The following is a 24,639-nucleotide window of genomic DNA, read 5'->3' as shown; positions in this document are numbered from 1 at the left end:
GGGGGGGGGGGGGGGGGGGGAACTGTGGGGGGGGGGGGGGAGGGGGAAAGCCCCCCCCCCCGGGGCACCTCCGACCGGGGCTCCACCGGCCGAGGCCCCTCCGATCGGGGCCCCACCGCCCGAGGCCCCTCCGACCCGGGCCCCTCCGACCGGGGCCCCGCCGCCCGAGATCCCTCCGGCCGAGGCCCCACCGCCCGAGGCCCCTCCGACCCGGGCCCCTCCGACCGGGGCCCCGCCGCCCGAGATCCCTCCGGCCGAGGCCCCACCGCCCAAGGCCCCACCGCCCGAGGCCCCTCCGACCCGGGCCCCTCCGACCGGGGCCCCGCCGCCCGAGATCCCTCCGGCCGAGGCCCCACCGCCCCCCGCCCGTCCGCCGGTGCCGTCGTCGGGTGGCATGTCACGGTGGGGTGGGAGCCGTCGTGGCCCGGGGGGCCGGTGAGGGTCAGTTCGCCTGCTCTCGTCGTCGCCCGTGCGACGGTCGGTCCCGGTGGCGTGGCCGGGAGGTGGAGCAGGCCCAGGTCCGGCAGGTGGAGACCGCCGTCGGTCAGTGGGACCGTGAGGGACGTGTCCGTACCGGCGTGCAGGGCCGCGGTGATCGCCAGGACGTTCAGCCGGCCCGCCTCCACCCACAGCGGCGGCCCGGTGGCGGTGCCGTGCACCCGGCGCAGCATGTGGGCGATCCAGCCACCGGTCGTCGGCGCGAGCAGCAGCCGGTCGACCGCCTCGGGCGCTCGCTCGGCGGCCTCCTTGAACGTGGCCCAGGCGTCGGCGACCGGCGTGAGGGGCGTGGGCAGCTCCGCGAGCCGGTCCAGCAGCGTCCGCAGCAGGAGCAGCCGCCGCGCCCGCTCCCCCCGTTCCAGGAAGGCGACGGCCTCCGCGGAACCGCCTCCGGCGGCCAGTTCCGCGAAGAGCCGGTCCGGCACGCGGAACGGGGCGGGGTGCGGCTCACTGGTCATGGGCGGGGACCTCCGGTCGGGGGCGGGCATGCGGGGGCCCCGGCGGGCGCGTGGCCTCGTCGGGGCTCCGTCGTCGGGGCGGCTCTGTCCTCGGGTGCGGGCGGCGGCTATTCGGCCCGGGCGCCGCCCCCGCCACCCTCGCCGCCGCCTCTGATGCTGCCGCGTGCGCGCAGGACCTCTTCGAGAAGGCGGGCGGTGGGGCGGAGCGGCGTGAGGCCGTCCACAGCGGTCAGGGGCAGCGCCGCGACGTCCGCCAGATCCGACTCCCAGACATCGGCACGCCCGAGGGCGACCGGCCGTTCTCGGGTGGCGGCTTCGGCATGGCGCAGAGCGGGCGGCTGGTCCAAGATGCTCCCCCTTCTCGCACGGTGGCACTCGATGCCCCGTGTCCTTTCCATCATGGCCATTCCGACCCATGTCGAAAACCGTACGATCACGCCACCCGATCTTCCCCGGGTGCGCGGTCACCCCTTAAGGTCGCCCAACTCCCGCAACGCGGCAGCGAGTTCGTCTCTTCTTTCCGGGTCGTCGTCGACGGACACCACGGCGTCGAACAGTTCCCACAATGCCTGCGGGCGGCGCCGGGCGAGCCCGTTGAGGATGCCGGTCGCGTCCGTACGTGCCTTGGTGTGACGGGGCAGTGTTCCGGTGACGCGAGGGTCCAGCGTGGCGACCACCGTCTGCCGCTCGGTCGGGTCGCTCATCAGCGGATAGGCGAGGAGGGCGTTCACGGCCCGCAGCAGCGGGGAGACCTGCCGTTCGCGGCCGTTCGGCGCCGCCGGGGCGAGGATCTCGGTGCGTTCGGGGCTCTGCAGCCGGATCTCGGGATACTGCAGAGTACGACCCGCGTCCCTGAGGGCAGCGATACATGCTCGTACGGCCGGAAACAGTTCCTCCGCATCGGTCGGGGCCGGCAGTACGGCCGCCCGGTCGGCCAGCAGGGCGAGCAGGACGTCGGAGAACAGGCCCGTGCCACGCACCGGGTCGTTGGCGGCGGCCCGGCCCCGTCCGGCGGCCCGGAGCAGGGTCTGCCGGTGTGCGGTGCTGCGCCGACCGACGGGCAGCGCGTCCGGCGGCAGCGGCTCCCGGAAGGCGAGCGCCTCCTCGAAGGTCTCGCAGGCGTCCACGATCCACAGCTGGTCGGCGAAACCGGGCACGGCGTCCCCGGCATACCGTTCGAGCGCGGAGTCCAGGTCGATGCCGAGCTTGTCGTCGGTGGTGGCGTCCGCGCAGAACAGCCGCAGGTGCCCGGACCGGTCGAGGACGCCGTGGCCGCCCCACCAGACCCAGAGCACATCGCCCCGGGCGACGGGGAGTTCACGGACCAGCACCCGGCGCAGCGTGGCGTGGTCGGCTGGTGCGTACGGGACTTCGGGGACGTACGGCGCCAACGGGGCCAGGTGCAGACGGATGTTGGCCTCCGGTACTCCGGCGGCGCGCAGCAGGCGGTGGAAGCGGACGGCGTCCCGGGCGGGCCCGGGCAGGTCCCAGCCGGTACCGGCGTCGTAGGCCTCGACGCCGACGACGAGCGCGTGCACGCGCACCGGGTCCACGCCCGGGGCGGGAAGCGGGCCGGTCACGGGAGCCGGTCCACGATGTGCCGGTACACGGCCGGGTTGGTCCAGTAGGCGCTGTGTGCGGCCGGGAACGGCTGACGGCTGTCGACCGCGATGTCGGTGACGCGGCCGGGGAAGAGGTCGGTGCCCAGGTAGCCGAGCAGGTCGCGGGGGTCGTACAGGTTCAGCCAGTCGGGGAAGTGGGCCGGTAGGGGCGCGGGGTGTTCGAGGGAGGGCAGGGACCCGGACTCGTACAGGAACGGCCCCTGGGAACCGGCGGTGACCAGCAGCCGGACCTGGGGCAGCGGAGCGAGGATCAGGGTGTCCAGGGCGATGATGCCGCCGAGGCTGTGGGCGACGATCGCGACGGGCGGCTCCAGCCCGGCCAGCAGGGTGCGCAGTCCCGCGCGCACCGCCTCGCCGCGGCTGAGGTAGCGCAGGACGTCCCCGGCGGCCGGGTGGGCGGCTTCGGTGAGGGCGCGGCGACGGCGTACGACGGCCCGGGAGGCGGCCGAGCCCGCGACCCTCAGTGCCAGCGAGCGCACGCCCCGCGCCGTGCCCGGAGCCGGTGCGCCGAGGGCGCGGGCGAGCCGGTCGGTGACGGCGTCCCGGGTCGCGCCGACCGGCACCAGGGGCGCGTCGGAGTCGAGGACGCCGGCGACGACCTGGGCGGTCAGGCTGCGGGCGACGAGGTCGGGAAGGTCGTCCGGGTCGAGGGCGGCGGCCGCGGCGCCGAGCAGCGGGTGGGCGGCCAGGTCGGTGGCGGCGCGGGCCAGTCGGGGGCCCAGGTCGGCCGCCGGTGCGTCGCCCTCGGCGGCGAGCGCGGCCAGCCGTGCCCGGATGCGCTGGTCCGGTGGCAGGGAGCCCGGTGGCAGCTCGGCCGCGGGGGCGGATCCGGCGGCGGCGAGGGCGAGTTCGGCGTACGGGTCGGCGTAGAGGGCGGCCCAGACGGCCGTGTCGTCGTCGGCGTCCGGCGCGGCGGGGCCCCGGCTGGTGCCGGTGGAAGGCGGGAGGCTCGCCCCGCCGGCGGCGAGCGTGGCCCCGTGCTCGCCGCCCCAGTAGTACGGCACGATGCGCAGTCCGCCGCGCAGGGCCGTCACTCCGGCGGAGAAGCGCCCCGCGAGCGCAGAGAAGCCCGGTTCGCGAACCCCTGTGCCGTGGATGAAGACGACCGCCGTCATGTGCCCCCCGTGACCCTGGTGAAAGTTCGTGTACGACTTTCGATGCACCGTCAAATAACTTCTATTCTAGGGACGTTGAAGCTCCACCGCGGCGGACGATCCGAACACGGAGCCGCCGAACAGGGGACCGTCGAACAGGCCTGCCACCGGATGACCACCGGACCAACGGGGGAGACACCATGAGCCCTGACGCGATGATCACGCACTTCGTGGGTGCCTCGGCTCTCGTCCTGGTGGTCGCCCACGCGGGCGGCTGGCTGGCCCGCCGGCTGAAACAGCCGTACATCGTGGGCCAGTTGTCGGCGGGTATCGCACTCGGCCCCTCCCTGCTCGGAGCGCTGGCACCGGACGCGTACGCGTCGCTGTTCCCGGAGGAGATCGGCCCGGCGCTGACCGGCTTCGCGCAGTTCGCGCTGGTGGTCTTCCTGTTCGCGGTGGGCTACGAACTGGATCTGAAGATCCTCGGTGACCGTGCCCGCACCTCGCTGACCGTGGCGCTGGCCTCGTTCGTGGTGCCGATGGCCGTGGGCTGCGGGGGCGCGCTGCTGTTCCGGGAGCAGCTGCACGGTCTGGGCATGCCGCGGGACCTGTCCCCCGCGATGGTGGTGTTCGCCGGGATCGCCCTGTCGATAACGGCGGTGCCCGTGCTGACGGCCATCGTGCGGGAGAACGAGCTGTCCCGCTCCGTACCGGGTGTGGTGGCGGTCTCCGCGGCCGGGGTGCTGGACGCGGTCTGCTGGACGGTGCTGGCCGGGGCACTGATGGACAGCGGCGGCTCCGGGACGGCGCTGGACTGGCCGTGGCGGGTGGCGCTCGCCGTCGGCTTCGTCACCGTGATGGCGGTCGCGGCCCGGCCGCTGCTGCGCCGGCTGCTGTGGCGGACGCGGCTGGAGCCCTCACTGCGGCTGGCGCTGCTGATCGGCTTCGCCCTGGGGTCGGCGTGGGTCACGCACTCCCTCGGGCTGCACGTCATCTTCGGTGCGCTGCTCGCCGGGGTGGTGGTCCCGCGCGAGGAGGGCGGCACGCTCGACCCGGACCTGCTGCGGCCGCTGCACGACGTCAGCTCGCTGCTGTTGCCGTTCTTCTTCGTGATCTCGGGTCAGTCCGTGGCGCTGCACAGCATGGACGGCACGGGCTGGACCGTCCTGCTGGTGGTGACCGTGCTCGCCGTCACGACGAAGATCGGCAGCGGGACCCTCGCGGCCCGGTTCGGCGGTCTGGACCGGCACGACGCGCGGACCGTCGGCGTACTGCTCAGCGCGCGCGGACTCACCGAGCTGATCGCCCTCAACGCGGGCCTGCAGGCGGGCCTGTTGAGCGCCCCGCTCTACACGGTGCTCGTCTTCATGGCCCTCGCCACGACCCTGTTCACCCAGCCGCTCCTGCTCCTCACCCGTCGCCTGGCCGAACGGGACCGGGCGTCACGCCCCTCCCCCGCCCCCGCCGCACCCCCGCCCTCCCAGGACGGGACGACGACGGCACCGGCGGACGTGGGCTAGGGGGGTGTCGGGGGGGCGGGGGTGTCGGGGTGTCGTTCGGCTCTTGGCGTGGTCGCGGGGCCTGGCCACGGACCGTGCCGCCGACGTCGGGCCGGCGCGCCCGTCGCGCCGATGAGGTGCCGTGATTCCGACACGACCGCCCCGCCCCGCCGGGCAAGGCGCCCACGCGCCCCGCCCGGCCGCCGGAGGCTACAGCGGCATCGGGGCCATGTCGCACTCGATGCGGCGGCGCTGGCGTGCCGCGGCGAGCCAGGGGTGGTCGGCGCGGACGGTGCCGGCGAAGCCCTCGACGGCCCTGCGCTGCAGCTCGTCCGCCTCCGCGCCGCGGCCCAGGCCGCGCAGGTCGAGGGAGAGGTTGGCGGTGCAGGACAGGGTGAGCGGGTGGTCCTCGCCGGCGACCTCCGCGAGCAGCGGCAGGTTGGCCTCGTCGATTTCCCGGGCCCGTTCGAAGTCCAGCCGGGCGTAGGCCGTGTTGGCCTGCCCGATGGCGGTGGTCAGCGTGGTCACGTGCCGCTCCCCCACCGTCTCGGCCAGGCGTCGCGCCGCCTCGTCCTCCTCTTCCTGTGCGCTGTCCAGCGCCCCGAGCGTGCGCAGTGTGGCCGCCAGGTTGGCCCGGGTCAGCAGGGTGTAGAGGTGGTTGGCGCCGAGCCGCTGCTCGTAGCGCCGCACGGTGTCCTCGGCCAGTTGCCGGGAGCTTTCGAGGTCCCCGGCCAGGCGCCGGTCGACCGCGAGGTTGGTCGCCGTCGCCAACGAGTCCGAGTGGTCGCTGTCATAGCGGTTGACGAAGCGCCGCAGCGTCTCCTCGGTGAGCTTGGCCGCCTCGGCGAGCGCGCCGTCGCGGCGCCGGCACACCGCGAGGTTGCGGGCGATGCGCAGGGTGAGCGGGTGCTCGTCGCCGAACGCGGTGCGTGCCCGGCGGTACACGTCCTCCTGGAAGTCGCGGGCGCCCGGGTAGTCACCGCTCTCCCGCATGTCGATGGCCAGGCCGTTGAGCGTGTTCAGGGTGAAGAAGCTCGCCGGGCCGAAGAGCAGGTCGCGCAGCCGGGCGTTCTCCTGGTCCAGCGGCAGGGCCTCGCGGAACTCGCCGACCAGTCTGAGGTCGACGCCCCACGAGTGCGTGGCACGCAGGGTGGCGGGGTCGTCGGAGCCGAACAGGGACCGGGCCAGCTCGGTGGCCTCCCGGCTCACGCTCCGCGCCTCCTCCATCCGGCCCTGGTAGCGGCGGGCGTCGGCCATCTCGCACAGGGAGTCGATCAGTTCCTCGGGTTCCACCTCCAGCCGACGGGAGGTCTCCAGCGCCTTCTCGATCAGCGGGATCGACTCGGACACCTGCCCGGTCTGCCGCAGCAGGAACGAGAAGCTCTTCGTCATGCGGATGACGTGGATGTCCTCCTCGCCGGAGGCCGCCAGCCAGCGGCTCCAGGCCTCCCGCGCGTAGTCCGCGGCGCCCTGGTGGTCGCCCCAGTAGTAGAGGAACCAGATGGTGTCGGCGACCAGGTCCCGCACCCAGGTGTCGGAGCTGGTCACGGACTGCGAGGCGAGTACGTGCGGCAGCAGCGCCTGGTAGTCGGGCCATTCCAGGGAGGAGCCGTAGGCACCCGGCTTGGCCGCCGACAGCAGCTGGTGCGCGGCGCCGCGCATCCGCTCGCGTTCACCCTCGCCCAGCTTGGCCAGGAGCACGGTCTGCAGCAGGCGGTGCATCTGCAGGGTGTCGGCGCGCGGGTCGACCCGGATCAGGGAGAACTGGCTCAGGTCGCGCACCGCGCGGTTCAGCCGGATCGACTGGCGCAGCAGCGGGTCGACCTCGGGCGTGATGCTCACGCCGCGGCTGCCCCGCAGGATCGAGCGCGGAATCGGCTCGGGGGCCATGCTGGCGCAGATGTCGAGGAGCTGCCGGGCGCCCGGGTTGTTCCGCTGGATGCGCTCCAGCGAGAGGTCCCACGCGGCGGCGACGGAGACCGGGTAGTCGGGCGTCGGGTCGAGTTCCAGGATCTCGGGGCTGCGCTGGGCGAGCAGGTCGAGGTACTCGTCGACGAGCATGCCGGTGACCGCGCGCCAGGCACCGGCCTGCTCGACGGCGAGCGGCAGGTCGCCGAGGGCGTCGGCGAGCCGGTCGGCGTCCTGGGTGCTCAGGTCGGGCGAGCGCCTCTGGAGCAGTTCGATGGACTCGGACCGCTCGAAGACGTTCACGGGCAGCGGGGTGGCCACTCGCTCCCAGGCCCGGTTCCGGGAGGTGACGATGACCTTGCCCGGCCCGTTGGTGGGGAAGTACTGGCGTACCGCCTCGACGTCCTCGGCGTTGTCGAAGACGAGCAGCCAGTCGTTGTACGGAGCGCCGTTGCGCAGCGCCTCCAGTACGGCGGGCACGGCGGTGTTGGCGGCGGGTGCGCCCAGGCGGTCCTGGCTGGAGGGCGCGACGCCGAGCTGGGCGGCGAGGGTGCCCAGCGCGGCCAGGATGAGGCTCTCCCGCTCGGCGGGGATCCAGCAGATCACCTTGTACTCGTGCTGGTGGGTGTAGATGTACTCCAGGGCGAGCTGGGACTTGCCGACGCCGCCCAGTCCGTGCAGCGCGTGCGGCAGCACCGCGGCCGTGTCCTGGGCACTCAGTTGCTCCTCCACGGCCCTCAGCAGCCCCTGCCGGCCGACGAACGAGGTGTTCCGCAGGGGAACGTTCACCAGTAGGGCGGGCGTCGCGGTCGTGGTGCTCTGCATGAGCTGCTCAGCCTCCGGGGCTTCGGGTGGGGTCGCGTCGGTTACCAGGGGCGGCACGTGGTCTCCAGGTTCGTCGGGGTTGCTCGACGCTGGATCACTGCCTTCTCGGCCGCCGGATGATCCCCCGCCGCCCGCAGGGTTCACCTCAGTGGGTGTACCCGCGGGCAAACCGGCGCCCACCCGTTCGGCCGCACCGGGCGGCACGCGCCCGGAGAGTTGGGGTTCGATGCGCCTGGCCCGTTCGGAGTAGGGACCCGAGAGGGCGCGCATCACGGCCAGTTCGCTGCGCACCCAGCCGCCTTCGGCCGGGTCGGGCAGGGCTGCTCCGGCCGGGTCGTGCAGGGCGGCGCGCAGGGCGACGCCCCGCCGTCCGGCGGCCGGCAGCTCGCCCACCATGCTGACCGTGCGCGCCAGTTGGCTGCGGGTCGTGGTGGCGAGCAGCGCCTCGCGGACTCCGTCGGCGAACTCGGGGCGGCCTTCGCCGCCGCTGTTCCAGTCGATCAGCCCGCCCATGAGGATCTCGGCGAGGTGGTCGGGGCCGGTCTCCGGCATGGTGCGCCGCCGCATCTGCTCCACGAGGTCGAACTCGAAGGGAATGGCCGCCAGTTGGGTGGCGAGCCGGCGCGCGGCGGGGGTGGCGAGGGTGAAGAAGCGGCGTACGGCGGCGGTGGCGGCGCGGGGCAGGCGCGGGGCGCGCAGACCGGGTGCGGGCGCGCCCTTGGCGAGGGCGCCGGCGAGGACGACGGGCAGGGACCGGCGCACGCCCCGCTCACCGGTGACGAGGTCGGCCCAGGTGCCGAGGGAGCCGGGCTTGAGGGACAGCACGGGCACCGGTACGGAGCCGTCACCGGCCTCGGGCAGCGGGCGCAGCGGGTCGGGGCCGCCGGGCGGCGCCCAGTGCCCGAGGCCGTCGTTGGGGGCGCCGAACCCGCCGGCCTCCAGGACCGCCTGGTACGGGTAGAGGGAGGTGCGGTGCCGCAGGTGCGGCGGCAGCAGGTGGACGAGTGCCGTGGGGCCGGCGTGGCCCAGCCGGCCGAGCAGGTCGTCGGCGGCCGGGGCCGCCCAGCCGTGGGCGAGCCCGTCGGTGACGACGAGGAAGACCCGGCCGCCCCGGCCGTCCAGGAGTTCGGCGGGGTCGGCGGCGGCGCGGTCGGCGGGACGGCGCAGGGTGGCGGTGCCGGTGCGCGGCACGTGCACCCGGACGGCCCGGACGCCGCGGAAGGCGCCGCTGTGCTCGGCGGCCTCGGTGAGGCGGGCACAGGTCTCCTGCCAGATCCGCATGGTCGGGGCGTCGTCGACGAGCAGGACGAGGTCGAACGCGGTCGCCCGGGCGGGCCGCAGGAAGGGCAGCCAGAGGCCGTCGGACACGCCCTGCTCGGCGGTGGCCTCCTCGTCCAGCTCCAGGGTGTGGCGGGAGGGGATGCGCCGGGCCAGTTGGTGCAGGGCCCGGGCGAGCAGCGCGGTGGTGCGGCCGGGGCCGGGCTGCGGGCGCTCCTCGGTGGGCAGCAGGGGCCGGCCGACGTGCAGCGCGAAGGTGCCCTCGGCGTCGGGTAACAACCGTCGGCGGGAGGCCTGTTCGGCGGGCGTGCCACCCGGTAGGTCGGTGGGCGTGGTCCGGTCCGCGGGGTCGTGCGGCGGTGCGGGCGCGGCGTGGGAGCCGGTGCCGGGGACGGTCGGGGCCGGCGCGGGATCGGCGGCGGGTGTGCCGTCGTCGGCCGAGGACGGTTCCGGCGACCGTGCGTCCCCGGCCTCGGTCTCCGCCCCGCTCTCCGTCCCGCTCTCCCTCTCGCCCTCCGCCTCGCTCCCCTGCTGCGTCTCGGTCGTGCGGGCGGGCCGCGGGTGCGCGGGGGCCGGGTCCTGCGCCGGTGCCGGGCGGCCGCTGCCGGGGCCGCCGTGACGGTCCCAGTACGCGGCGAGCCAGACCGCCTCGGCGACCTCCCGCCAGTGCGCGTCGGACGGCTCCGGACCGTCCGGCGGCGGCTGGTCGCGGGCGGTCGCTTCTTGGGCCGGGGCAGCGGTGACCGCCGCTCCGTACCCACTCGCGCCTTCGACGGACTCGGGAAACGCCGACGGAGGCGACGTCCCTGATACGGGATCACCGTCGCCCGGTCCGGATGCGCGCTCCCTGGGAAAGCCGGTCATTCAGCGGCCCTTCGCGAGGTCGCGGAGCAGCATTTCCACGAGCTTACGCCCGTCACCGTGCGCCTGGAAACCACCCGCGGTAGTCATCTGGACAGCATTGAGTAGCTGGTCCAGGGAGTGGGTGCCGCCGGACCGGATTCGCCCCACGAACTCGTCCACCAGACGCTCGGTGCCCTCGGGCCGGACGCCCAGGTGGCCCTCCACCAGGGCGAGCAACTGCTCGCGGCTGGGGGTGCGCAGCTCCAGCGGCAGGCAGCGCCGGCGGAAGGCGGCGGGGAACTCGCGTTCTCCGTTACTGGTGATCACCACGACCGGGAACTCCCGGCACTCGACGCGTCCGCCCCGCACCAGCGCCTGGCCGGCGGGGTCGCTGGTGTGGACGCGCGCGGTGTCCACGGCGTCGCGCACCAGTTCCGGGACGTCATAACTTCCGTTCTCCAGGACGTGCAGCAGGTCGTTCGGCAGGTCGATGTCGCTCTTGTCGAGTTCGTCGACAAGGAGCACCCGGGGACGATCGTAGGGCAGCAGGGCGGTGCCCAGGGCGCCGAGGGTGATGAAGTCTCCAAGAACGGGCGGGAGTTGACTGTGTGCTGATACGACCGCCGGGTTGACGTCGTCCGGTACGGGCGCCGCGCCCTCCTCGTGGGCCGTCGCCGGTTCGGTCCCGTCCGGTTCCCGGGCCGCGGTGCCGCGCAGTCCGGCCTGCCAGGCGGCGATGGCCTGGGCGCGGCCCATGGCGTCATGGACGTACAGCCCGTCCCGCAGCGTGGTCCGGCTGACGATGCTCCACTCCAGGACCCTGCCGAGGCCCAGCTCCCGGGAGATCACGTAGGCGAGCGTGGACTTGCCGATTCCGGGCGGTCCGGTGATCAGCAGCGGCCGGCGCAGCAGCAGTGCGGCGTTGACGGTGTCGATCTCGTCGGGGCCGAGCTGCGGGGTGACGTCGCCGGGGCCCAGCCGGCGTACCGCGGCCTCCGGCTCGTCCGGCGGGGCGGGCTGGGACGGTGCGCCGAGGAACCGGCGCCAGGGCGGCGCCTGGGGCAGCGGGGGCGGGACGACCGGCGGCCGGCCGGTGCCGTGGAACACGCGCCAGCCGTTCGGGGACGTCTGTTCCTGCGTGTTCATGCCGGTGCCTCCTCGCCGGCGAGATCGCCGGGGTCGCTTGTGTGCATGTCGACGATTCGGGTGGGATCATCCCAGAAGAATCCGATGTGCCGCCCCAGGAGCCGGCCCGGGCCCTGCTGGTTCAGTTCGGCGTTCTGGCGCAACCGGTGGATGGCGAGCGGGATCTGACCCGGTGTCGGGACGGCGGCGAACACGGCCGTCACCACCTCGCGCCGCTCCTCGGGGAAGGCTCCTCTGCGGTCCCACACCGCCAGCCCGATGCCTTCCGCTATGGCGGCCTTGAGTGCCTCCATGGCGGAGACCCGGGCCGGGGCGTCCAGCACCACGGCCGTGTGTCTGGTGTCCCCCGCGAGTGTCGCCTGCCATGCGTCGAGTCGCCGCGCGTCCGGCTCGCTCCAGCCGTGCACGCCGACCCCGTGCTGCCGCAGCGCGTGCCAGCGCTCCTGCCACTGGTGTCGCACCAGCGCGTCGTCGGTGCGCATCCGCTCCAGGCTCCGTAGGTGCACCCCGTACTTCAGCCCGAGCGGCAACGGTCGCCCGTCGCCGATCCGGTACGTCAAACTCGCCACATCGTGGTTGAGGAGGTCGTACGGAAGGACGAACTCCACGTACGCCGACGGCTGCCTGTGTCCACCGGAGGAGCCCGGCTCCCCCGGCCCGGCCCACAGCCGGGCGCCCTGCCGCAGCGCGTCGTCGACGGCCGGGCCGAGCGCGTCCAGGGTGGTCACGGCCGGTGCGCCGGGCTGCGGATCCCAGTGGCCCGGCACGGTGTTGAGCCAGGGGCGTACGACGACGTCGTCGGAGCCGTCCCGGGCGGGCTCGACGGCGACGATCAGGCAGCGCGGGATGTCGGGGTCCCACACGGCGTGGGCGCGGGTGTCCCGGCGCCGCTTCAGCTCGGTGGCGAGGCCGGCCCGTTTCGCCCAGTCGTCGGCCCAGTCGGTCAGGGCGGCGCGGTGGCCGCGCGTGGCGGCGAGCGGGGCCGCCCGGTCGAGCAGGAGGACGGCGGGCGGCAGCCCGTCCGGCTGGGCGTTCCACGCGAGGACGTGGAGGAAGAGCTGGTCGGGTAAGAGCCCGGTGGGCAGATCGAGGCCGTTGAGTTCCTCGGCGAGGTCGTCGCGCAGCCGGCCGGCGGGGAGTTCGCCCCTGGCGAGGACGGCGCGCGCGCCGGTCTCGTCGTCCCGGCCGAGCGGGCCCGGCGGTGCCTCGGGTGCGGCGGGCGGGTCGGGGGTGATCAGCCGGTCCAGTTCGTCGCCGGCGAGGGGCCCTTCGAGGATGCGCACCACTGCGACGAGTACGTGCTCCCCGCCCTCCACGTTCAGGGCGGTGCGGACCAGGGTGACCACGTCCTCGCGCTGTTTGACACCGCGCAGGTCGACGGGGCGGCCCAGCTGGTCCCCGAGCACCGCGGCGAACTGGCCCCGCCCCTGCGGGTCCTCCGTGCAGCTGAGTCCGCACAGCGCCTCGGTCAGCTCCAGCAGCAGTGCCAGCCCTCGCGCATGCCCGGAATCGCCCTCGGCTCCGCCGAATCCCGCGCCTGTCTCCACCGACTGTCCCCCATGAGTCGGTACGTCTGCCTGACCGACCTGCGAAGTTAGCACGGGAACTGACGGTTAACCAGGGACGTGTGGGGTGCCGGCACACGGAGTCCGGCCGAGTTGCCGTCCCGGGGGCAACTCGGCCGAAAACGTGCGCTGGGCACGCCACCCCTAGAGCCGCGGATCCACCGGCTCGGACTCCAGCGCGAGGACGCCGAACACCGCTTCGTGCACCCGCCAGAGCGGCTCACCGTCGGCCAGCCGGTCCAGGGCCTCCAGCCCGAGGGCGTACTCGCGGAGGGCCAGTGACCGCTTGTGGTTCAGGAACCGCCCGCGCAGCCTGGCGAGGTTGTCCGGGCGTGTGTACTCGGGGCCGTAGATGATCCGCAGGTACTCGCGCCCGCGGCACTTGATGCCGGGCTGCACCAGGCGGCCCTTGTCGTCGCGGACCAGGGCACCGATGGGCTTGACCACCATGCCCTCGCCGCCGCGGCCGGTCATCTCCAGCCACCAGTCGACGCCCGCCGCCACCGACTCGGGGTCGCCGGTGTCGACGTACAGCCTCCGGGTGGTCTGCAGCAGGCCGCTGCCGTCGTGCTCGACGAGCCGGTCGAGGAGGGCGAGCTGCTCGTCGTGGGGCAGTGCGGCCAGGCTGCGGCCCTGGGTGGCCAGGATCTGGAACGGGGCCAGGCGGACGCCGTCCAGGCCGTCGGTGGGCCAGCAGTACCGGCGGTAGGCGTCCGTGAACGCGGCGGCGTCGGTTGACCGGGCACGCTGGCGGTCGAGGAGGTCCCCGACCTCGACGCCGCGCGCCGCGGCGCCCTCCAGTGCCGCCAGCGCGCCCGGGAACACCGCGCCGGAGGCGGCGCCCACGGCGGCGTACTGGGAGCGCAGCAGGCCGGAGGCCTTGAGGGACCACGGCATCAGCTCGGCGTCCAGCAGCAGCCAGTCGGTGGCCAGTTCGTCCCACAGGCCGGCCTCGCCGATCGCGGTGCGCAGCCGGTCCAGGATCGCCTCCGAGACGCTCGCGTCGTCGAGGAACGGGCGGCCGGTACGGGTGTAGAGGGAGCCGGTGGGGCCTTCCACCCCGAAGCGGGCGCGTGCCGCCTCCGCGTCGCGGCAGACCAGCACCACCGCGCGCGAACCCATGTGCTTCTCCTCGCACACGACCCGTGCCACCCCGTCGGTCGCGTACTGCGCGAACGCCTCCTTCGGGTGCTCCAGGTAGCCGTCCACCCCCGAGGTGGCGGTCGGTGCCATGGTCGGCGGGAGGTACGGCAGCAGCCGGGGGTCGGTGGCGAAGCGGCTCATGACCTCCAGGGCGGCCGCACCGTTCTCCTCGCGTACGGTGATCCGGCCGGCGTGCCGGGTCTCCACCACCCGGCGTCCGTGCACGTCGGCCAGGTCCAGCGGGCGGCCGTCGTGTCCGCCGGGTGCCTCGGTGCGCAGCGGTTTGGCCGGCTCGTACCAGACCCGCTCGGCCGGTACGTCGACCAGTTCGCGCTCCGGCCAGCGCAGCGCGGTGAGCTTGCCGCCGAAGACGGCGCCGGTGTCCAGGCAGATGGTGTTGTTGAGCCAGGTGGCCTCGGGGACCGGGGTGTGGCCGTAGACGACGGCCGCGCGGCCCCGGTAGTCCTCGGCCCACGGGTAGCGCACCGGCAGCCCGAACTCGTCGGTCTCGCCGGTGGTGTCGCCGTACAGGGCGTGCGAGCGGACCCGGCCGGAGGTGCGGCCGTGGTACTTCTCGGGCAGGCCGGCGTGGCAGACCACGAGCCGGCCGCCGTCGAGGACGTAGTGGCTGACCAGGCCGTCGATGAACTCCCGTACCTCGGCGCGGAACTCCTCGCTCTCGCCGTCCATCTGCTCGACGGTCTCGGCGAGTCCGTGGGTGTGCTGGACCTTGCGGCCGCGCAGGTGGCGGCCGTACTTGTTCTCGTGGTTGCCGGGCACGCACAGGGCGTTGCCCGACTTCACCATCGACATCACGCGGCGCAGTACACCGGGGCTGTCCGGGCCGCGGTCGACCAGGTCGCCGACGAAGACGGCGGTGCGGCTCTCGGGGTGGGCGCCGTCGGTGTAGCCGAGCTTGCCGAGCAGGGTCTCCAGTTCGGCGGCGCAGCCGTGGATGTCGCCGATGATGTCGAAGGGGCCGGTGAGGTGGGTGAGGTCGTTGAACCGCTTCTCGGTGACGACGGTGGCGTGCTCGGTCTCCGCCACGCCGCGCAGCACGTGCACCTTGCGGAAGCCCTCGCGCTCCAGGTGGCGCAGGGAGCGGCGGAGTTCGCGGGTGTGGCGCTGGATGACCCGGCGGGGCATGTCGGCCCGGTCGGTGCGGGTGGCGTTGCGCTCGGCGCACACCTCCTCGGGGACGTCGAGGACGATGGCGATGGGCAGCACGTCGTGCTTCCTGGCCAGGTCGATCAGCTGACGCCGGGCGTCCTGCTGCACGTTGGTCGCGTCGACGACGGTGCGGCGGCCGGCGGCGAGCCGCTTGCCGGCGATGTAGTGCAGGACGTCGAAGGCGTCCCGGCTCGCGCTCTGGTCGTTCTCGTCGTCGGCCACCAGACCCCGGCAGAAGTCGGAGGAGATGACCTCGGTGGGCTTGAAGTGGCGCCGGGCGAAGGTGGACTTGCCGGAGCCGGAGGCGCCGATCAGCACGACGAGGGACAGGTCGGTGACCGGCAGGGCGCGGGCCCGCGCGGGGGTGCCTGTGGTGTCGGTGGTGCCGGTGGTGGTCATGCGGCCTTCGCCTCCTTCTCTGTCACGGTACTGATGGTGAACACGGCCATCTGGGTGGGCGGGCCCACCTCGGGGTCGTCGGGGCCGACGGGGCGGAACTCCACGCCGTACCCGTGCCGTTCGGCCACCGTCGCCGCCCAGGTGCGGAACTCCTCGCGGGTCCACTCGAAGCGGTGGTCGCGGTGGCGGACGTGGCCGGCCGGGAGGGTCTCCCAGCGCACGTTGTACTCGACGTTCGGCGTGGTGACGACGACGGTGCGGGGGCGGGCCGAACCGAAGACGGCGTACTCCAGGGCCGGCAGCCTGGGCAGGTCGAGGTGCTCGATCACCTCGCTGAGCACGGCGGCGTCGTAGCCCCCCAGTCGCTTGTCGGTGTAGGCGAGGGAGCCCTGGAAGAGGTTCACGCGCGCGGCCTGCCGCTCGCCCATGCGGTCCAGCTTGAGGCGCCGGGAGGCGATGGTGAGCGCGCGCACCGACACGTCCACGCCGGCGATCTCGGTGAACCGCGGCTCCTTGAGCAGTTCCCGCACCAGGTGCCCCTCGCCGCAGCCGAGGTCGAGGACGCGGGCGGCGGCGTTGTCCCGGAGCGCGGTGAGGATCGCCTCGCGGCGGTGCACGGCGAGCGGGGTCGGCTTCGCCTCCTGCTCGGCCTCCGCCTCGACGGCGTTGTCGATCTCCTCGACGTCGCTGTCGTCGGTCTCGGCCAGCCGGATCAGCTCCAGCCGTTCCATCGCGTCACGGGTCAGGGACCAGCGGCGGGACAGGTAGCGGCTGGTGATCAGCTTCTGCTCCGGATGGCCGGGCAGCCAGCCCTCGCCGGCCCGCATCAGCTTGTCGACCTCGTCCGGGGAGACCCAGTAGTGCTTGGCGTCGTCGAGCACCGGGAGGAGGACGTAGAGGTGGCGCAGGGCCTCGGCGAGGGTGCGGGTCGCGGACTCCAGTTCGAGGCGGACGTAGCGCGAGTCGCCCCACTCGGGGAACTCGGTGTCCAGCGGGACGGCCTCGACGATGACCGTCCAGCCGAGCGGCTCGAAGAGGCGGCGTACGAGGTCGGGGCCGCCGCGGGCGGGCAGCGCCGGGACCTCGACGCGCAGCGGCAGCGGCTCGGCCGCGCGCTCGGGGCGGCCCTTGCACACGCCGCGCATCGCGCTGGAGAAGACGTTGCTCAGCGCGACGGCGAGGAGTGAGGAGGCCGCGTAGGGGCGGTCGTTGACGTACTGCGCGAGGGCCGCGTCCGGGGCGCCGCCCCGGCCCTTGCCCTTGCCGCGCCTGACCAGCGCCACCGCGTCGACCTCCAGCAGCAGCGCCGCGGTGCAGCGCTGTTCCGCCGCCTCCGGGTAGAGCACGTGGGCCGTGCCGAAGGAGGTGGAGAACGCCTGCGCCTTGTCGGGATGCTTGTGCAGCAGGAAACCGAGGTCGGTCGCGGGGCGCTCGGGGGTACCGGTGGTGGTGATGGTGAGGAACATGCGGAGGGCCTCTCCGGCCGGCGGATGCTGACGAGGTGCCGTACGCGCGGGAGCCCCCAGGGCGGTTGATCCCGGGGGGCTCCGGCAGGACGACGGTCACACCATCGCACAGGGCGGGTGACCGGCGCCTTTGGTTATTCGAGGGCGGCGTCAGCGCGTCACGACAGCTGCGACTGGACCTGGGAGGAGATCAGCTCCAGGTGGTCCAGGTCGTCGAGGTCGAGGATCTGGAGGTAGATCCGCTGCGCGCCGGCCTCGGCGTAGCGGCCGATCTTCTGGACGACCTCGGCCGGGGAGCCGGCCAGGCCGTTGGCCTTCAGCTCCTCGACCTCGCGGCCGATCACGGCGGCCCGGCGGGCGACGTCGGCGTCGTCCTTGCCGACGCAGGCGACGAGGGCGTTGGAGTAGGTCAGCGCGTCCGCCCCGCGGCCGGCCTCCTCGGCGGCGGCCCGGACCCGGCCGAACTGCCGCTCGGTGTCCTCGACCGAGGCGAACGGCATATTGAACTCGTCGGCGTACTGGCCGGCCAGGCGCGGGGTGCGGGTGGCCCCGTGGCCGCCGATGAGAACGGGCACCTTCGGCTGCGCGGGCTTGGGCAGCGCGGGCGAGTCGGTGAGGTCGTAGAACTTGCCGTGGAAGTCGAAGGTCTTGCCGGCCTCGGTGGCCCACAGACCGGTGACGATGGCCAGTTGCTCCTCCAGGCGGCCGAGCTTCTCCTTCGGGAAGGGAATGCCGTACGCCTTGTGCTCCTCCTCGAACCAGCCGGCGCCCAGGCCCAGCTCGACCCGGCCGCCCGACATCTGGTCGACCTGGGCGACCTGGATGGCGAGGACGCCGGGCAGCCGGAAGGTGCCGGCGGTCATGAGGGTGCCGAGCCGGATGCGCTTGGTCTCGCGGGCGAGGCCGGCGAGGGTGACCCAGGCGTCGGTGGGTCCGGGGAGGCCGTCCACGGAGCCCATGCGGAGATAGTGGTCGCTGCGGAAGAAGGCGTCGAAGCCGAGGTCCTCGGTGGCCTTGGCCACGGTGAGCAAGGTGTCGTATGTGGCCCCCTGCTGGGGCTCGGTGAAGATACGGAGATCCATGTCCCCATCCTGCCTGCTCGGCGAGGGGGCGTCGGACAGGCTCCGCCCGTCGGCCCGGCGCGTTCCCGGCCTTCGGCGGGTGAATTCGCGTCAATCCCGGGCCCGGTGGGGGGTCGGTCCAGTGACCGGTCCGGACAGTGATCGTTTGCCGGGGCGGAGCCGGATCGCCCGGCGTCCGCGCCGAGCGGTGTGCGCCGGTGCGTCACCGGTGTCGGCCTCCCCGGTGGGGGGCCTCGGGGCCGAGGAGGCCGTCATGTCCGAAGAGACCGTGCCGCAGGCGGGCGGGGCGGATGCCCGGCCGAAAGGGCTGCTCCAGCAGATGGAGGAACTCATGGCGGCGCTGAACGCGGACCTGTCGGCTCTGGACGCCGACCTCCAGTCGGCCGGGGGCCAGGGGCGGCAGGCGGGGGTGGAAGGGCACGCCGACTGAGGCGTGCGGGGGGATGCCGGGGGGGATGCCGGGGGGGATGCCGGGGGGATGCGGGGGGGGGGATGCGGTCGGCGGCTCGCGGGTCATGGCTAGCCGGCCTCCCGCTCCGGTAACTCCGCGTCGCGGTCCGCCAGTTTGCGCAGCATCTCCATGACCCGGTCCCGCGACTCGTCCGCCGCGTCGATCGCCTCCATGCACTGCCAGTACGTGGCCTCGTCGTCCGCGGCGCAGGCGATGCCGACGAGGGCGATACCGGTCTCGCCCAGCAGGGTGCCGAGGCGCATCAGGGCCTGGCGGGCGTCGCCCAGTTCGGTGAGCTGGGCGGCGCGCAGTTCACCCGGGGCCAGGTCGGGGGTGTGCAGCACTCCGCAGCCGCGGCCCGCCAGCTCGGTCAGTCCCAGTGCCTCGCCGCGCAGTTCGGGTGGTCCGGAGACCGCCAGCCGGCTGCCGATCGCCTGCGCCAGGGCCTGCACCTGCCACACCTCGGTCAGGATGTCCGGCACCTCGCCGCCGGCTGCCAGGGCGCGTCCACTCGTCACGATGAGCCGCACAGCGTCCATGCGCTGCCCCCGTCTGTTTCCGACGCGCTCAGGGCGCGTCCGCCCGAACTCCGTACTCCACTACCCAGAGTGAGGGCGTGTGGGACGAAAAGCCAGAGGAAGACGGAAATCTTCGGACAACAAATTGATTTCTGGCCTGTTCTCAACTGCGGAGAGTGATAACGGAGCGAATGGCTCCTCTCTCCGCGCTTCCCGACCCCCGCTCAGCCCTCCCGGTCTTCGCGCACCGGGAACCGGAGCTCGTTCCGATCGATCTTCGCCTCCAGCGCGGCCAGCGGGTCGACGTCGAGCACCTCGCAGAACTGGAGCAGATACGCCAGCACGTCGGCGACCTCGTCCCGGACCCGGTGCGCGGTGTCCGGGTCGGCCATGACGCGGGCCGACTGCTCGGGCGTCAACCACTGGAAGATCTCGACGAGTTCGGACGCCTCCACGCTGAGCGCGGCGACGAGGTTCTTGGGCGTGTGGTACGGCTGCCAGTGCCGCGCCGCCGCGAACTCGGCCAGCCTGCGCTGCAACGCCACGAGGTCCCGGGCGGGGTGAGGGTGATCGGTCACGGGACCAGGTCTACCACCGTGACGCCGTCCGCCCCGGCCACCCAGGTGGCGTCGGCGACCGCCGCGACGAGGCGGATGTGCCCGCGGTCGCACATCCGGGCCGCCAGCCGGAGCAGTTCCGCCCGCTGCCGCACGTCCAGGCCGCGGTCGAAGCCGTCGGCGAGGACGGTGAGCGTCTGCAACGCCGCGGGCACCTCGCCGGCCGGGTCGACCTCCAGCACACCGGGGCCGGTGAACAGCACCAGGGCGAGGGCGAGGTAACGCAGTTCGCCGTAGCCGAGGCGCGCGAGGCCGGTGCGGGTGCCGTCGCCCCGGTCCAGCAGCGCGCGCACCACGCCGCCGACGACGGGCTCGGCCAGGACGTCCGCGACGGGGCCCGCGCATCCGGCGTCCACCGCCGCGACGAACTGCGCGTGCCGCCTCCCGCACTCGGCGCGGATGCGCCACAGCACGTCGGCGAGGTTGTCGCAGCCGCCGAGCAGGCGCCCGGAGCCGGTGGGCACGGGCTCCCGCATCCGGCCGGGCAGCGGATCGCAGGCGAAGACGGAACGCAGGGCGACGACCATCTGCTCGGCCGCGGCCAGCACCCTGCGCTGCCCGTCCGTCTTGCCGGCCACTCGCAGCGGCAGCAGCGGGGTGCCGAGCCGGTCGTCCGGCAGCGGAGCGCGGGTCACGGGCGCGGACCCGGCCGTGTGCCAGGCCGCCTGCACGGCACGCCGGCCGGGGTCGCGCAGGGCCGTCTGCAGCAGTACGACGCCGTCCGCAGTCAACCGCTCTCCCACGATGCGCAGTTCTGGTTCGGCCTGTACGGCGACGTCCAGGTGCACCGGGCCCGCGGCGCCGTCGGCCGTGCAGCCGATGCGGAAGCCGCGGCGGTGCTGGGCGTCGGGCCGGGCACGCTCGGGCACGCAGGCGACCGGGTCGGGGAACACCGCGCCGAGCTGGGCGCCGCCCCCGAGCCGCGCCAGCGCGTCGTACGCCCCGAGCGCACTGGTCTTGCCGCAGCCGCTGGGCCCGGCGAGCACGGTGAGCGGCCCGAGCCGCAGTACGGCGCGCCGGTGCCCGGCGAAGGCGGACAGCCGCAGCTCCGTGATGCGGGGCCGGTCCGGATGGGGCGGGGTGGGAGTGGCGGACACCGTTGACGCAGTTGACGCGGCCATATGCGGACCGTAGAAGTCCGGCTCCTGGCGAACCGTTCCGCCCGGAGGACGTTCCTACGATCGGGGGACGGGACCGTCAGGGCCGGGGGCGCCTGTCACACCTGTGGGGTTCAGGATCTGTGGGGTCCAGGAGGTGTCCGCGACGATCGGCGCCGCGCGTACCCGTCGGCCCCGTCACCTCCCGGGAACCTCCGCCGCGCCCTCCATCAGCCCGTTCACCTCGGTCCCGGCCGGGGTCAGCAGGAAGACGTTGCGGTCGACGCGGTGCATGCCGCTGGCCAGGCCGAAGACGACGCCCGTACTGAAGTCCAGTACCCGCTTGGCGACCTCGGTCTCGGCGCTGGTCAGGTCCAGCAGGACCGGAATGCCCGCCATGAGGATCTCGGCGACCTCGCGGGCGTCCGCGAACACATTGACCCGTAGAACGACGAAACGGCGACGCGTCTCCGTCTCCGCCTCCGGCATCGCCCGGTGGCCGACCGCGGACGGCCATGCGTCGCGCCCGCGCAACGGAACGACCTGGGCGAGCCCTTCCCACTGCTCATCGGTGACGTCGTGGCTGTTCACCGGCTCCCCCGATTTCACTCGCCTTCATTGCCTGCACCAGCCAATTCTTACGCCAAGTCACCCGTTCGGCCCAACAGCGACACGGTCCGCGACGCTCCGTGTCCGGTGATTGCCACCGCGGCCACCGGGGTACTCAGCGACGGCCGCGCTCGCCGGCCGTCCGCCGCACGCGCGGGCGCCCTAGTCGTGCCGACACCCGAAGGAGAGCCCATGGGTGCGCTGGACCTGCCCGAACCCGTCACTCGCGAGGGGGCGCCGCCGCCGGTCGACACCGTCTCGCTCCAAGCCGCCCTGCGCGAACGGGTCGACGGTGAGGTCCGCTTCGACGCCGGGAGCCGGGCGGCGTACTCCACGGACGCCTCGAACTTCCGGCAGACGCCCATCGGCGTGGTCGTCCCGCGCACCCCGGAGGCCGGCGCGGAGGCGGTGGCCGTGGCCCGGGAGCACGGTGCGCCCGTGCTGTCGCGCGGCGGCGGGACGAGCCTGGCCGGGCAGTGCACCAACGCCGGTGTGGTGCTCGACTGGTCGAAGTACTGCACGCGCGTGGAGTCGGTGGACACCGACGCCCGCACCTGCGTCGTGCAGCCGGGGATCGTGCTGGACGACCTCAACCGGCAGCTCGGGCCGTACGGCCTGCGCTACGGGCCCGAGCCCGCCACCCACGCCAACTGCACCATCGGCGGCATGATCGGCAACAACTCCTGCGGCGCCACCGCACAGGCGCACGGCAAGGTCGTCGACAACATCGCCCGCCTGGAGGTGCTGCTCTACGACGGCACCCGCTTCTGGTGCGGCGAGACGAGCGACGAGGAGTACGCCGAGATCGAGCGCCAGGGGGATCTGCGGGCGACCGTCTACCGGCGGCTGCGCGCCCTGCGCGACACCTACGCGGACGAGATCCGCCGCCGGTTCCCGGACGTCCCGCGCCGGGTCTCCGGCTACAACCTGGACTCACTGCTGCCGGAGTACGGCTTCGACGTGGCCGGGCTGCTGGTGGGCAGCGAGTCGACGCTGGTCACCGTTCTGCGGGCGGAGCTGGAGCTGGTGCCGGTGGTGAAGGAGCGCACCTTGGTCGTGCTGGGCTTCGACATCATCGACAAGGCCGCCGACGCGGTGCCCGACATCCTGCCGCACGAGCCGATCGCGCTGGAGGGCGTCGACGCCCGGCTGGTCCGCGACGAGCGGATCAAGCACCTCAACGAGAAGGCCCTCGCCGAGATGCCCGACGGGAACGCCTACCTGATGGTGCAGTTCGGCGGCGACACCGTCGAGGAGGCGGACGCGCGGGCCCACCGGATGCTCGACGCGGTGCACCGCTCCGAGCACGACGCGGACTGCGCCTTCCTGGACGACCCGGCGAACGAGCAGGCCCTGTGGCAGGTCCGCGAGGCCGGTCTCGGCGCCACCGCGCACATCCCGGGCAAGCCCGACACGTTCGAGGGCTGGGAGGACTCGGCGGTCGCCCCGGAGAAGCTGGGCGACTATCTGCGGCGGCTGCGCGCGCTGTTCGAGGAGTTCGGCTATCTGAGTGAGACGGGGCCCAGCCTGTACGGGCACTTCGGGCAGGGCTGCGTGCACACCCGGATCCCCTTCGACCTGTACACCGCGGACGGGGTGGCGACGTACCGGAGGTTCATGGAGCGGGCGGCCGACCTCGTCGTCGAGTTCGGGGGTTCGCTGTCCGGTGAGCACGGGGACGGGCAGAGCCGGGGCGAGCTGCTGCCGCGGATGTTCGGGGACGGTCTCGTCGAGGCGTTCGGTCGGCTGAAGGCCGTCTTCGACCCGCTGGACCGGATGAACCCGGGGAAGGTCGTCGCGCCGTACGGGCTGGACGAGAACCTGCGCCTGGGCGGTGACTGGGCCCCGTACGAGCCCCGCGACCTGCGCTTCCGGTTCCCGCACGACGGCGGGTCGTTCTCCCAGGCGGCCAACCGGTGCGTGGGCGTCGGGAAGTGCCGGCAGCACACCAGTGACGGCACGGTGATGTGTCCGTCGTACCAGGTGACGCGGGAGGAGGAGCACTCCACCCGGGGCCGGGCCAGGCTGCTGTTCGAGATGCTCGACGGGCACGGGGACGGCGCGATCGAGGACGGCTGGCGCTCGGAGGCGGTGCGGGACGCCCTCGATCTGTGCCTGGCCTGCAAGGGGTGCAAGAAGGACTGTCCGGCGGACGTGGACATGGCCACGTACAAGGCGGAGTTCCTGTCCCACCACTACGAGGGGCGACCGTGGCGCAGGCCGCGCTCCGACTGGTCGATGGGCTGGCTGCCGGCGCTCGCCCAGGTCGTGGGCCGCACCCGGCTCGCGCCGGTCGTCAACGCGCTCACCCACGCCCCGCTGCTGTCGAAGGCCGCCGTGCTGGTCGCGGGGGTGGCGGACCGGGAGGTACCGCTGTTCGCGGAGCAGACGTTCGAGCAGTGGTTCGCCCGCCACGCGCCGGAGGGCGACGGGCGCCGCGGGTCGGTGCTGCTCTGGCCGGACACCTTCACCAACCATTTCCACCCGCACATCGGACGCGCGGCGGTACGGGTGCTGGAACAGGCCGGCTGGCGGGTGGAACTGCCGGCCGAGCCGCTGTGCTGCGGGCTGACCTGGATCTCCACCGGGCAGCTCGGGACGGCGCAGAAGGTTCTCGGCCGGACCGTGCGGGGCCTGGCGGAGCACGTGCGGGCGGGCGGTCTGGTGGTGGCGCTGGAGCCGAGCTGCACGGCCGTGTTCCGTGCGGACGCGGGCGAGATGTTCCCCGGCGACCAGGACGTGCGCCGACTGGCGGAGCAGACGGTGACGCTGTCCGAGCTGCTGACCGAGCACTCCCCTGGCTACGAGCCGCCGCAGGTGCCCGACCGGTCCGCGACGGCGCTGGCCCAGGTGCACTGCCACCAGCACGCGATCATGGGCTGGGACGCCGACCGGGAACTGCTGCGCCGGGCCGGGGTGGACGCCGAGCGGCTGGACTCCGGCTGCTGCGGGCTGGCCGGCAACTTCGGCTTCGAGCGCGGCCACCTGGATGTCAGCGAGGCGTGCGCGGAGCGGGTGCTGCTGCCGCGGCTGCGGGACGAGGACGAGGCGACCGTCGTACTCGCCGACGGCTTCAGCTGCCGCACGCAGATCCACGAGTTCGACAGCGGCGGCCACGAGGGCGTGCACCTGGCGGAGCTGCTGGCCTCGGCGCTCCCCGGCGCCGCGGGCGACACGGACGTCCCCGGCAGCGCGTACGGCACGGCGCCGGGCGCCCGGCCGGTGGCCCCGGGGCGCCGGGCCAAGGCCCTGGCCCTCGCGGGCACGGGGCTGGCCGCCGTCGGCGCGGCGGCGGCGCTGGCGCGAGGCCTGCACCGGCGCTGAGTCCTCACGTGCCGGGCGACGGGGCGC

At 73.8% G+C, this 24,639-nt stretch carries 16 protein-coding genes; 3 read left to right on the top strand and 13 right to left on the bottom strand.

Annotation, left to right across the window (positions count from 1 at the left end; all coding sequences use genetic code 11):
• Positions 1 to 1,063 precede the first annotated feature (1,063 nt).
• From ACFCZF_RS08205 to ACFCZF_RS08195, 3 genes are all read right to left on the bottom strand, one after another.
• Positions 1,064 to 1,303: a hypothetical protein gene (locus ACFCZF_RS08205; protein ID WP_375910018.1), complete on the bottom strand. Its 240-nt coding sequence runs from the start codon at positions 1,301 to 1,303 to the stop codon at positions 1,064 to 1,066.
• A gap of 117 nt (positions 1,304 to 1,420) precedes the next feature.
• Complete coding sequence (locus tag ACFCZF_RS08200; RefSeq protein WP_376670955.1) at positions 1,421 to 2,536, bottom strand: caspase family protein; 1,116 nt, start codon at positions 2,534 to 2,536, stop codon at positions 1,421 to 1,423.
• Complete coding sequence (locus ACFCZF_RS08195) at positions 2,533 to 3,693, bottom strand: hypothetical protein (protein ID WP_376670954.1); 1,161 nt, start codon at positions 3,691 to 3,693, stop codon at positions 2,533 to 2,535. The genes ACFCZF_RS08200 and ACFCZF_RS08195 overlap by 4 nt, the downstream gene beginning before the upstream one ends.
• A gap of 179 nt (positions 3,694 to 3,872) precedes the next feature.
• Between ACFCZF_RS08195 and ACFCZF_RS08190 the strand changes: the two genes are divergently transcribed.
• Positions 3,873 to 5,192 (top strand): cation:proton antiporter, encoded by a 1,320-nt coding sequence (locus ACFCZF_RS08190; RefSeq protein WP_376670953.1) that lies wholly within the window; start codon positions 3,873 to 3,875, stop codon positions 5,190 to 5,192.
• Between the two features lie 189 nt (positions 5,193 to 5,381).
• Here the strand turns inward: ACFCZF_RS08190 and fxsT are convergent, their stop codons facing one another.
• The 6 genes from fxsT to ACFCZF_RS08160 form a co-directional block, all read right to left on the bottom strand.
• Complete coding sequence (gene fxsT / locus ACFCZF_RS08185) at positions 5,382 to 10,046, bottom strand: FxSxx-COOH system tetratricopeptide repeat protein (protein WP_376670952.1); 4,665 nt, start codon at positions 10,044 to 10,046, stop codon at positions 5,382 to 5,384.
• The gene (locus ACFCZF_RS08180) at positions 10,047 to 11,171 is read right to left on the bottom strand and encodes an AAA family ATPase (protein ID WP_376670951.1); all 1,125 of its coding nucleotides are present in this window, start codon (positions 11,169 to 11,171) and stop codon (positions 10,047 to 10,049) included.
• Positions 11,168 to 12,718 carry a hypothetical protein gene (locus tag ACFCZF_RS08175; protein WP_376670950.1) on the bottom strand — a complete coding sequence of 517 codons (1,551 nt, stop codon included), beginning with the start codon at positions 12,716 to 12,718 and terminating at the stop codon, positions 11,168 to 11,170. Before ACFCZF_RS08175 ends, ACFCZF_RS08180 begins: the two co-directional genes overlap by 4 nt.
• A 162-nt stretch (positions 12,719 to 12,880) precedes the next feature.
• Positions 12,881 to 15,448, bottom strand: a complete 2,568-nt coding sequence (locus ACFCZF_RS08170) for a polynucleotide kinase-phosphatase (RefSeq protein ID WP_376670949.1) — start codon at positions 15,446 to 15,448, stop codon at positions 12,881 to 12,883.
• Positions 15,445 to 16,914 carry a 3' terminal RNA ribose 2'-O-methyltransferase Hen1 gene (locus tag ACFCZF_RS08165; RefSeq protein WP_376670948.1) on the bottom strand — a complete coding sequence of 490 codons (1,470 nt, stop codon included), beginning with the start codon at positions 16,912 to 16,914 and terminating at the stop codon, positions 15,445 to 15,447. Before ACFCZF_RS08165 ends, ACFCZF_RS08170 begins: the two co-directional genes overlap by 4 nt.
• Before the next feature lie 158 nt (positions 16,915 to 17,072).
• Positions 17,073 to 17,996: an LLM class F420-dependent oxidoreductase gene (locus ACFCZF_RS08160; protein WP_376670947.1), complete on the bottom strand. Its 924-nt coding sequence runs from the start codon at positions 17,994 to 17,996 to the stop codon at positions 17,073 to 17,075.
• Between the two features lie 253 nt (positions 17,997 to 18,249).
• Here ACFCZF_RS08160 and ACFCZF_RS08155 point away from each other — a divergent pair, with 253 nt between their 5' ends.
• Complete coding sequence (locus ACFCZF_RS08155) at positions 18,250 to 18,426, top strand: hypothetical protein (protein ID WP_376670946.1); 177 nt, start codon at positions 18,250 to 18,252, stop codon at positions 18,424 to 18,426.
• Positions 18,427 to 18,515: 89 nt separating this feature from the next.
• Here ACFCZF_RS08155 and ACFCZF_RS08150 read toward each other — a convergent pair whose 3' ends face one another.
• The 4 genes from ACFCZF_RS08150 to ACFCZF_RS08135 form a co-directional block, all read right to left on the bottom strand.
• Complete coding sequence (locus ACFCZF_RS08150; RefSeq protein ID WP_376670945.1) at positions 18,516 to 18,986, bottom strand: DUF6099 family protein; 471 nt, start codon at positions 18,984 to 18,986, stop codon at positions 18,516 to 18,518.
• Positions 18,987 to 19,189: 203 nt separating this feature from the next.
• Complete coding sequence (locus ACFCZF_RS08145) at positions 19,190 to 19,543, bottom strand: nucleotide pyrophosphohydrolase (RefSeq protein WP_376670944.1); 354 nt, start codon at positions 19,541 to 19,543, stop codon at positions 19,190 to 19,192.
• On the bottom strand, positions 19,540 to 20,703 hold the full coding sequence (locus ACFCZF_RS08140) for an ATP-binding protein (protein WP_376670943.1): 1,164 nt from the start codon (positions 20,701 to 20,703) through the stop codon (positions 19,540 to 19,542). Before ACFCZF_RS08140 ends, ACFCZF_RS08145 begins: the two co-directional genes overlap by 4 nt.
• Positions 20,704 to 20,877: 174 nt before the next feature.
• Positions 20,878 to 21,270 (bottom strand): cell division protein SepF, encoded by a 393-nt coding sequence (locus tag ACFCZF_RS08135; protein ID WP_375913983.1) that lies wholly within the window; start codon positions 21,268 to 21,270, stop codon positions 20,878 to 20,880.
• Positions 21,271 to 21,480: 210 nt separating this feature from the next.
• Between ACFCZF_RS08135 and ACFCZF_RS08130 the strand changes: the two genes are divergently transcribed.
• Positions 21,481 to 24,612 (top strand): FAD-binding and (Fe-S)-binding domain-containing protein, encoded by a 3,132-nt coding sequence (locus ACFCZF_RS08130; protein ID WP_376670942.1) that lies wholly within the window; start codon positions 21,481 to 21,483, stop codon positions 24,610 to 24,612.
• The last annotated feature ends 27 nt before the right edge of the window (positions 24,613 to 24,639 follow it).

Source organism: Streptomyces sp. NPDC056296, from assembly GCF_042268605.1.
Classification (GTDB): Bacteria; Actinomycetota; Actinomycetes; order Streptomycetales; family Streptomycetaceae; genus Streptomyces.
This window is presented reverse-complemented; position numbering and strand designations above follow the sequence as displayed.

Bases quoted from the DNA above. Each gene is read 5' to 3' on its own strand.
- ACFCZF_RS08140 (WP_376670943.1), bottom strand. From the start codon at position 20,703: ATGGCCGCGTCAACTGCGTCAACGGTGTCCGCCACTCCCACCCCGCCC.
- ACFCZF_RS08150 (WP_376670945.1), bottom strand. From the start codon at position 18,986: ATGGACGCTGTGCGGCTCATCGTGACGAGTGGACGCGCCCTGGCAGCC.
- ACFCZF_RS08155 (WP_376670946.1), top strand. From the start codon at position 18,250: ATGTCCGAAGAGACCGTGCCGCAGGCGGGCGGGGCGGATGCCCGGCCG.
- fxsT (WP_376670952.1), bottom strand. From the start codon at position 10,046: ATGACCGGCTTTCCCAGGGAGCGCGCATCCGGACCGGGCGACGGTGAT.
- ACFCZF_RS08160 (WP_376670947.1), bottom strand. From the start codon at position 17,996: ATGGATCTCCGTATCTTCACCGAGCCCCAGCAGGGGGCCACATACGAC.
- ACFCZF_RS08165 (WP_376670948.1), bottom strand. From the start codon at position 16,914: ATGTTCCTCACCATCACCACCACCGGTACCCCCGAGCGCCCCGCGACC.
- ACFCZF_RS08170 (WP_376670949.1), bottom strand. From the start codon at position 15,448: ATGACCACCACCGGCACCACCGACACCACAGGCACCCCCGCGCGGGCC.
- ACFCZF_RS08180 (WP_376670951.1), bottom strand. From the start codon at position 11,171: ATGAACACGCAGGAACAGACGTCCCCGAACGGCTGGCGCGTGTTCCAC.
- ACFCZF_RS08130 (WP_376670942.1), top strand. From the start codon at position 21,481: ATGGGTGCGCTGGACCTGCCCGAACCCGTCACTCGCGAGGGGGCGCCG.
- ACFCZF_RS08195 (WP_376670954.1), bottom strand. From the start codon at position 3,693: ATGACGGCGGTCGTCTTCATCCACGGCACAGGGGTTCGCGAACCGGGC.
- ACFCZF_RS08190 (WP_376670953.1), top strand. From the start codon at position 3,873: ATGAGCCCTGACGCGATGATCACGCACTTCGTGGGTGCCTCGGCTCTC.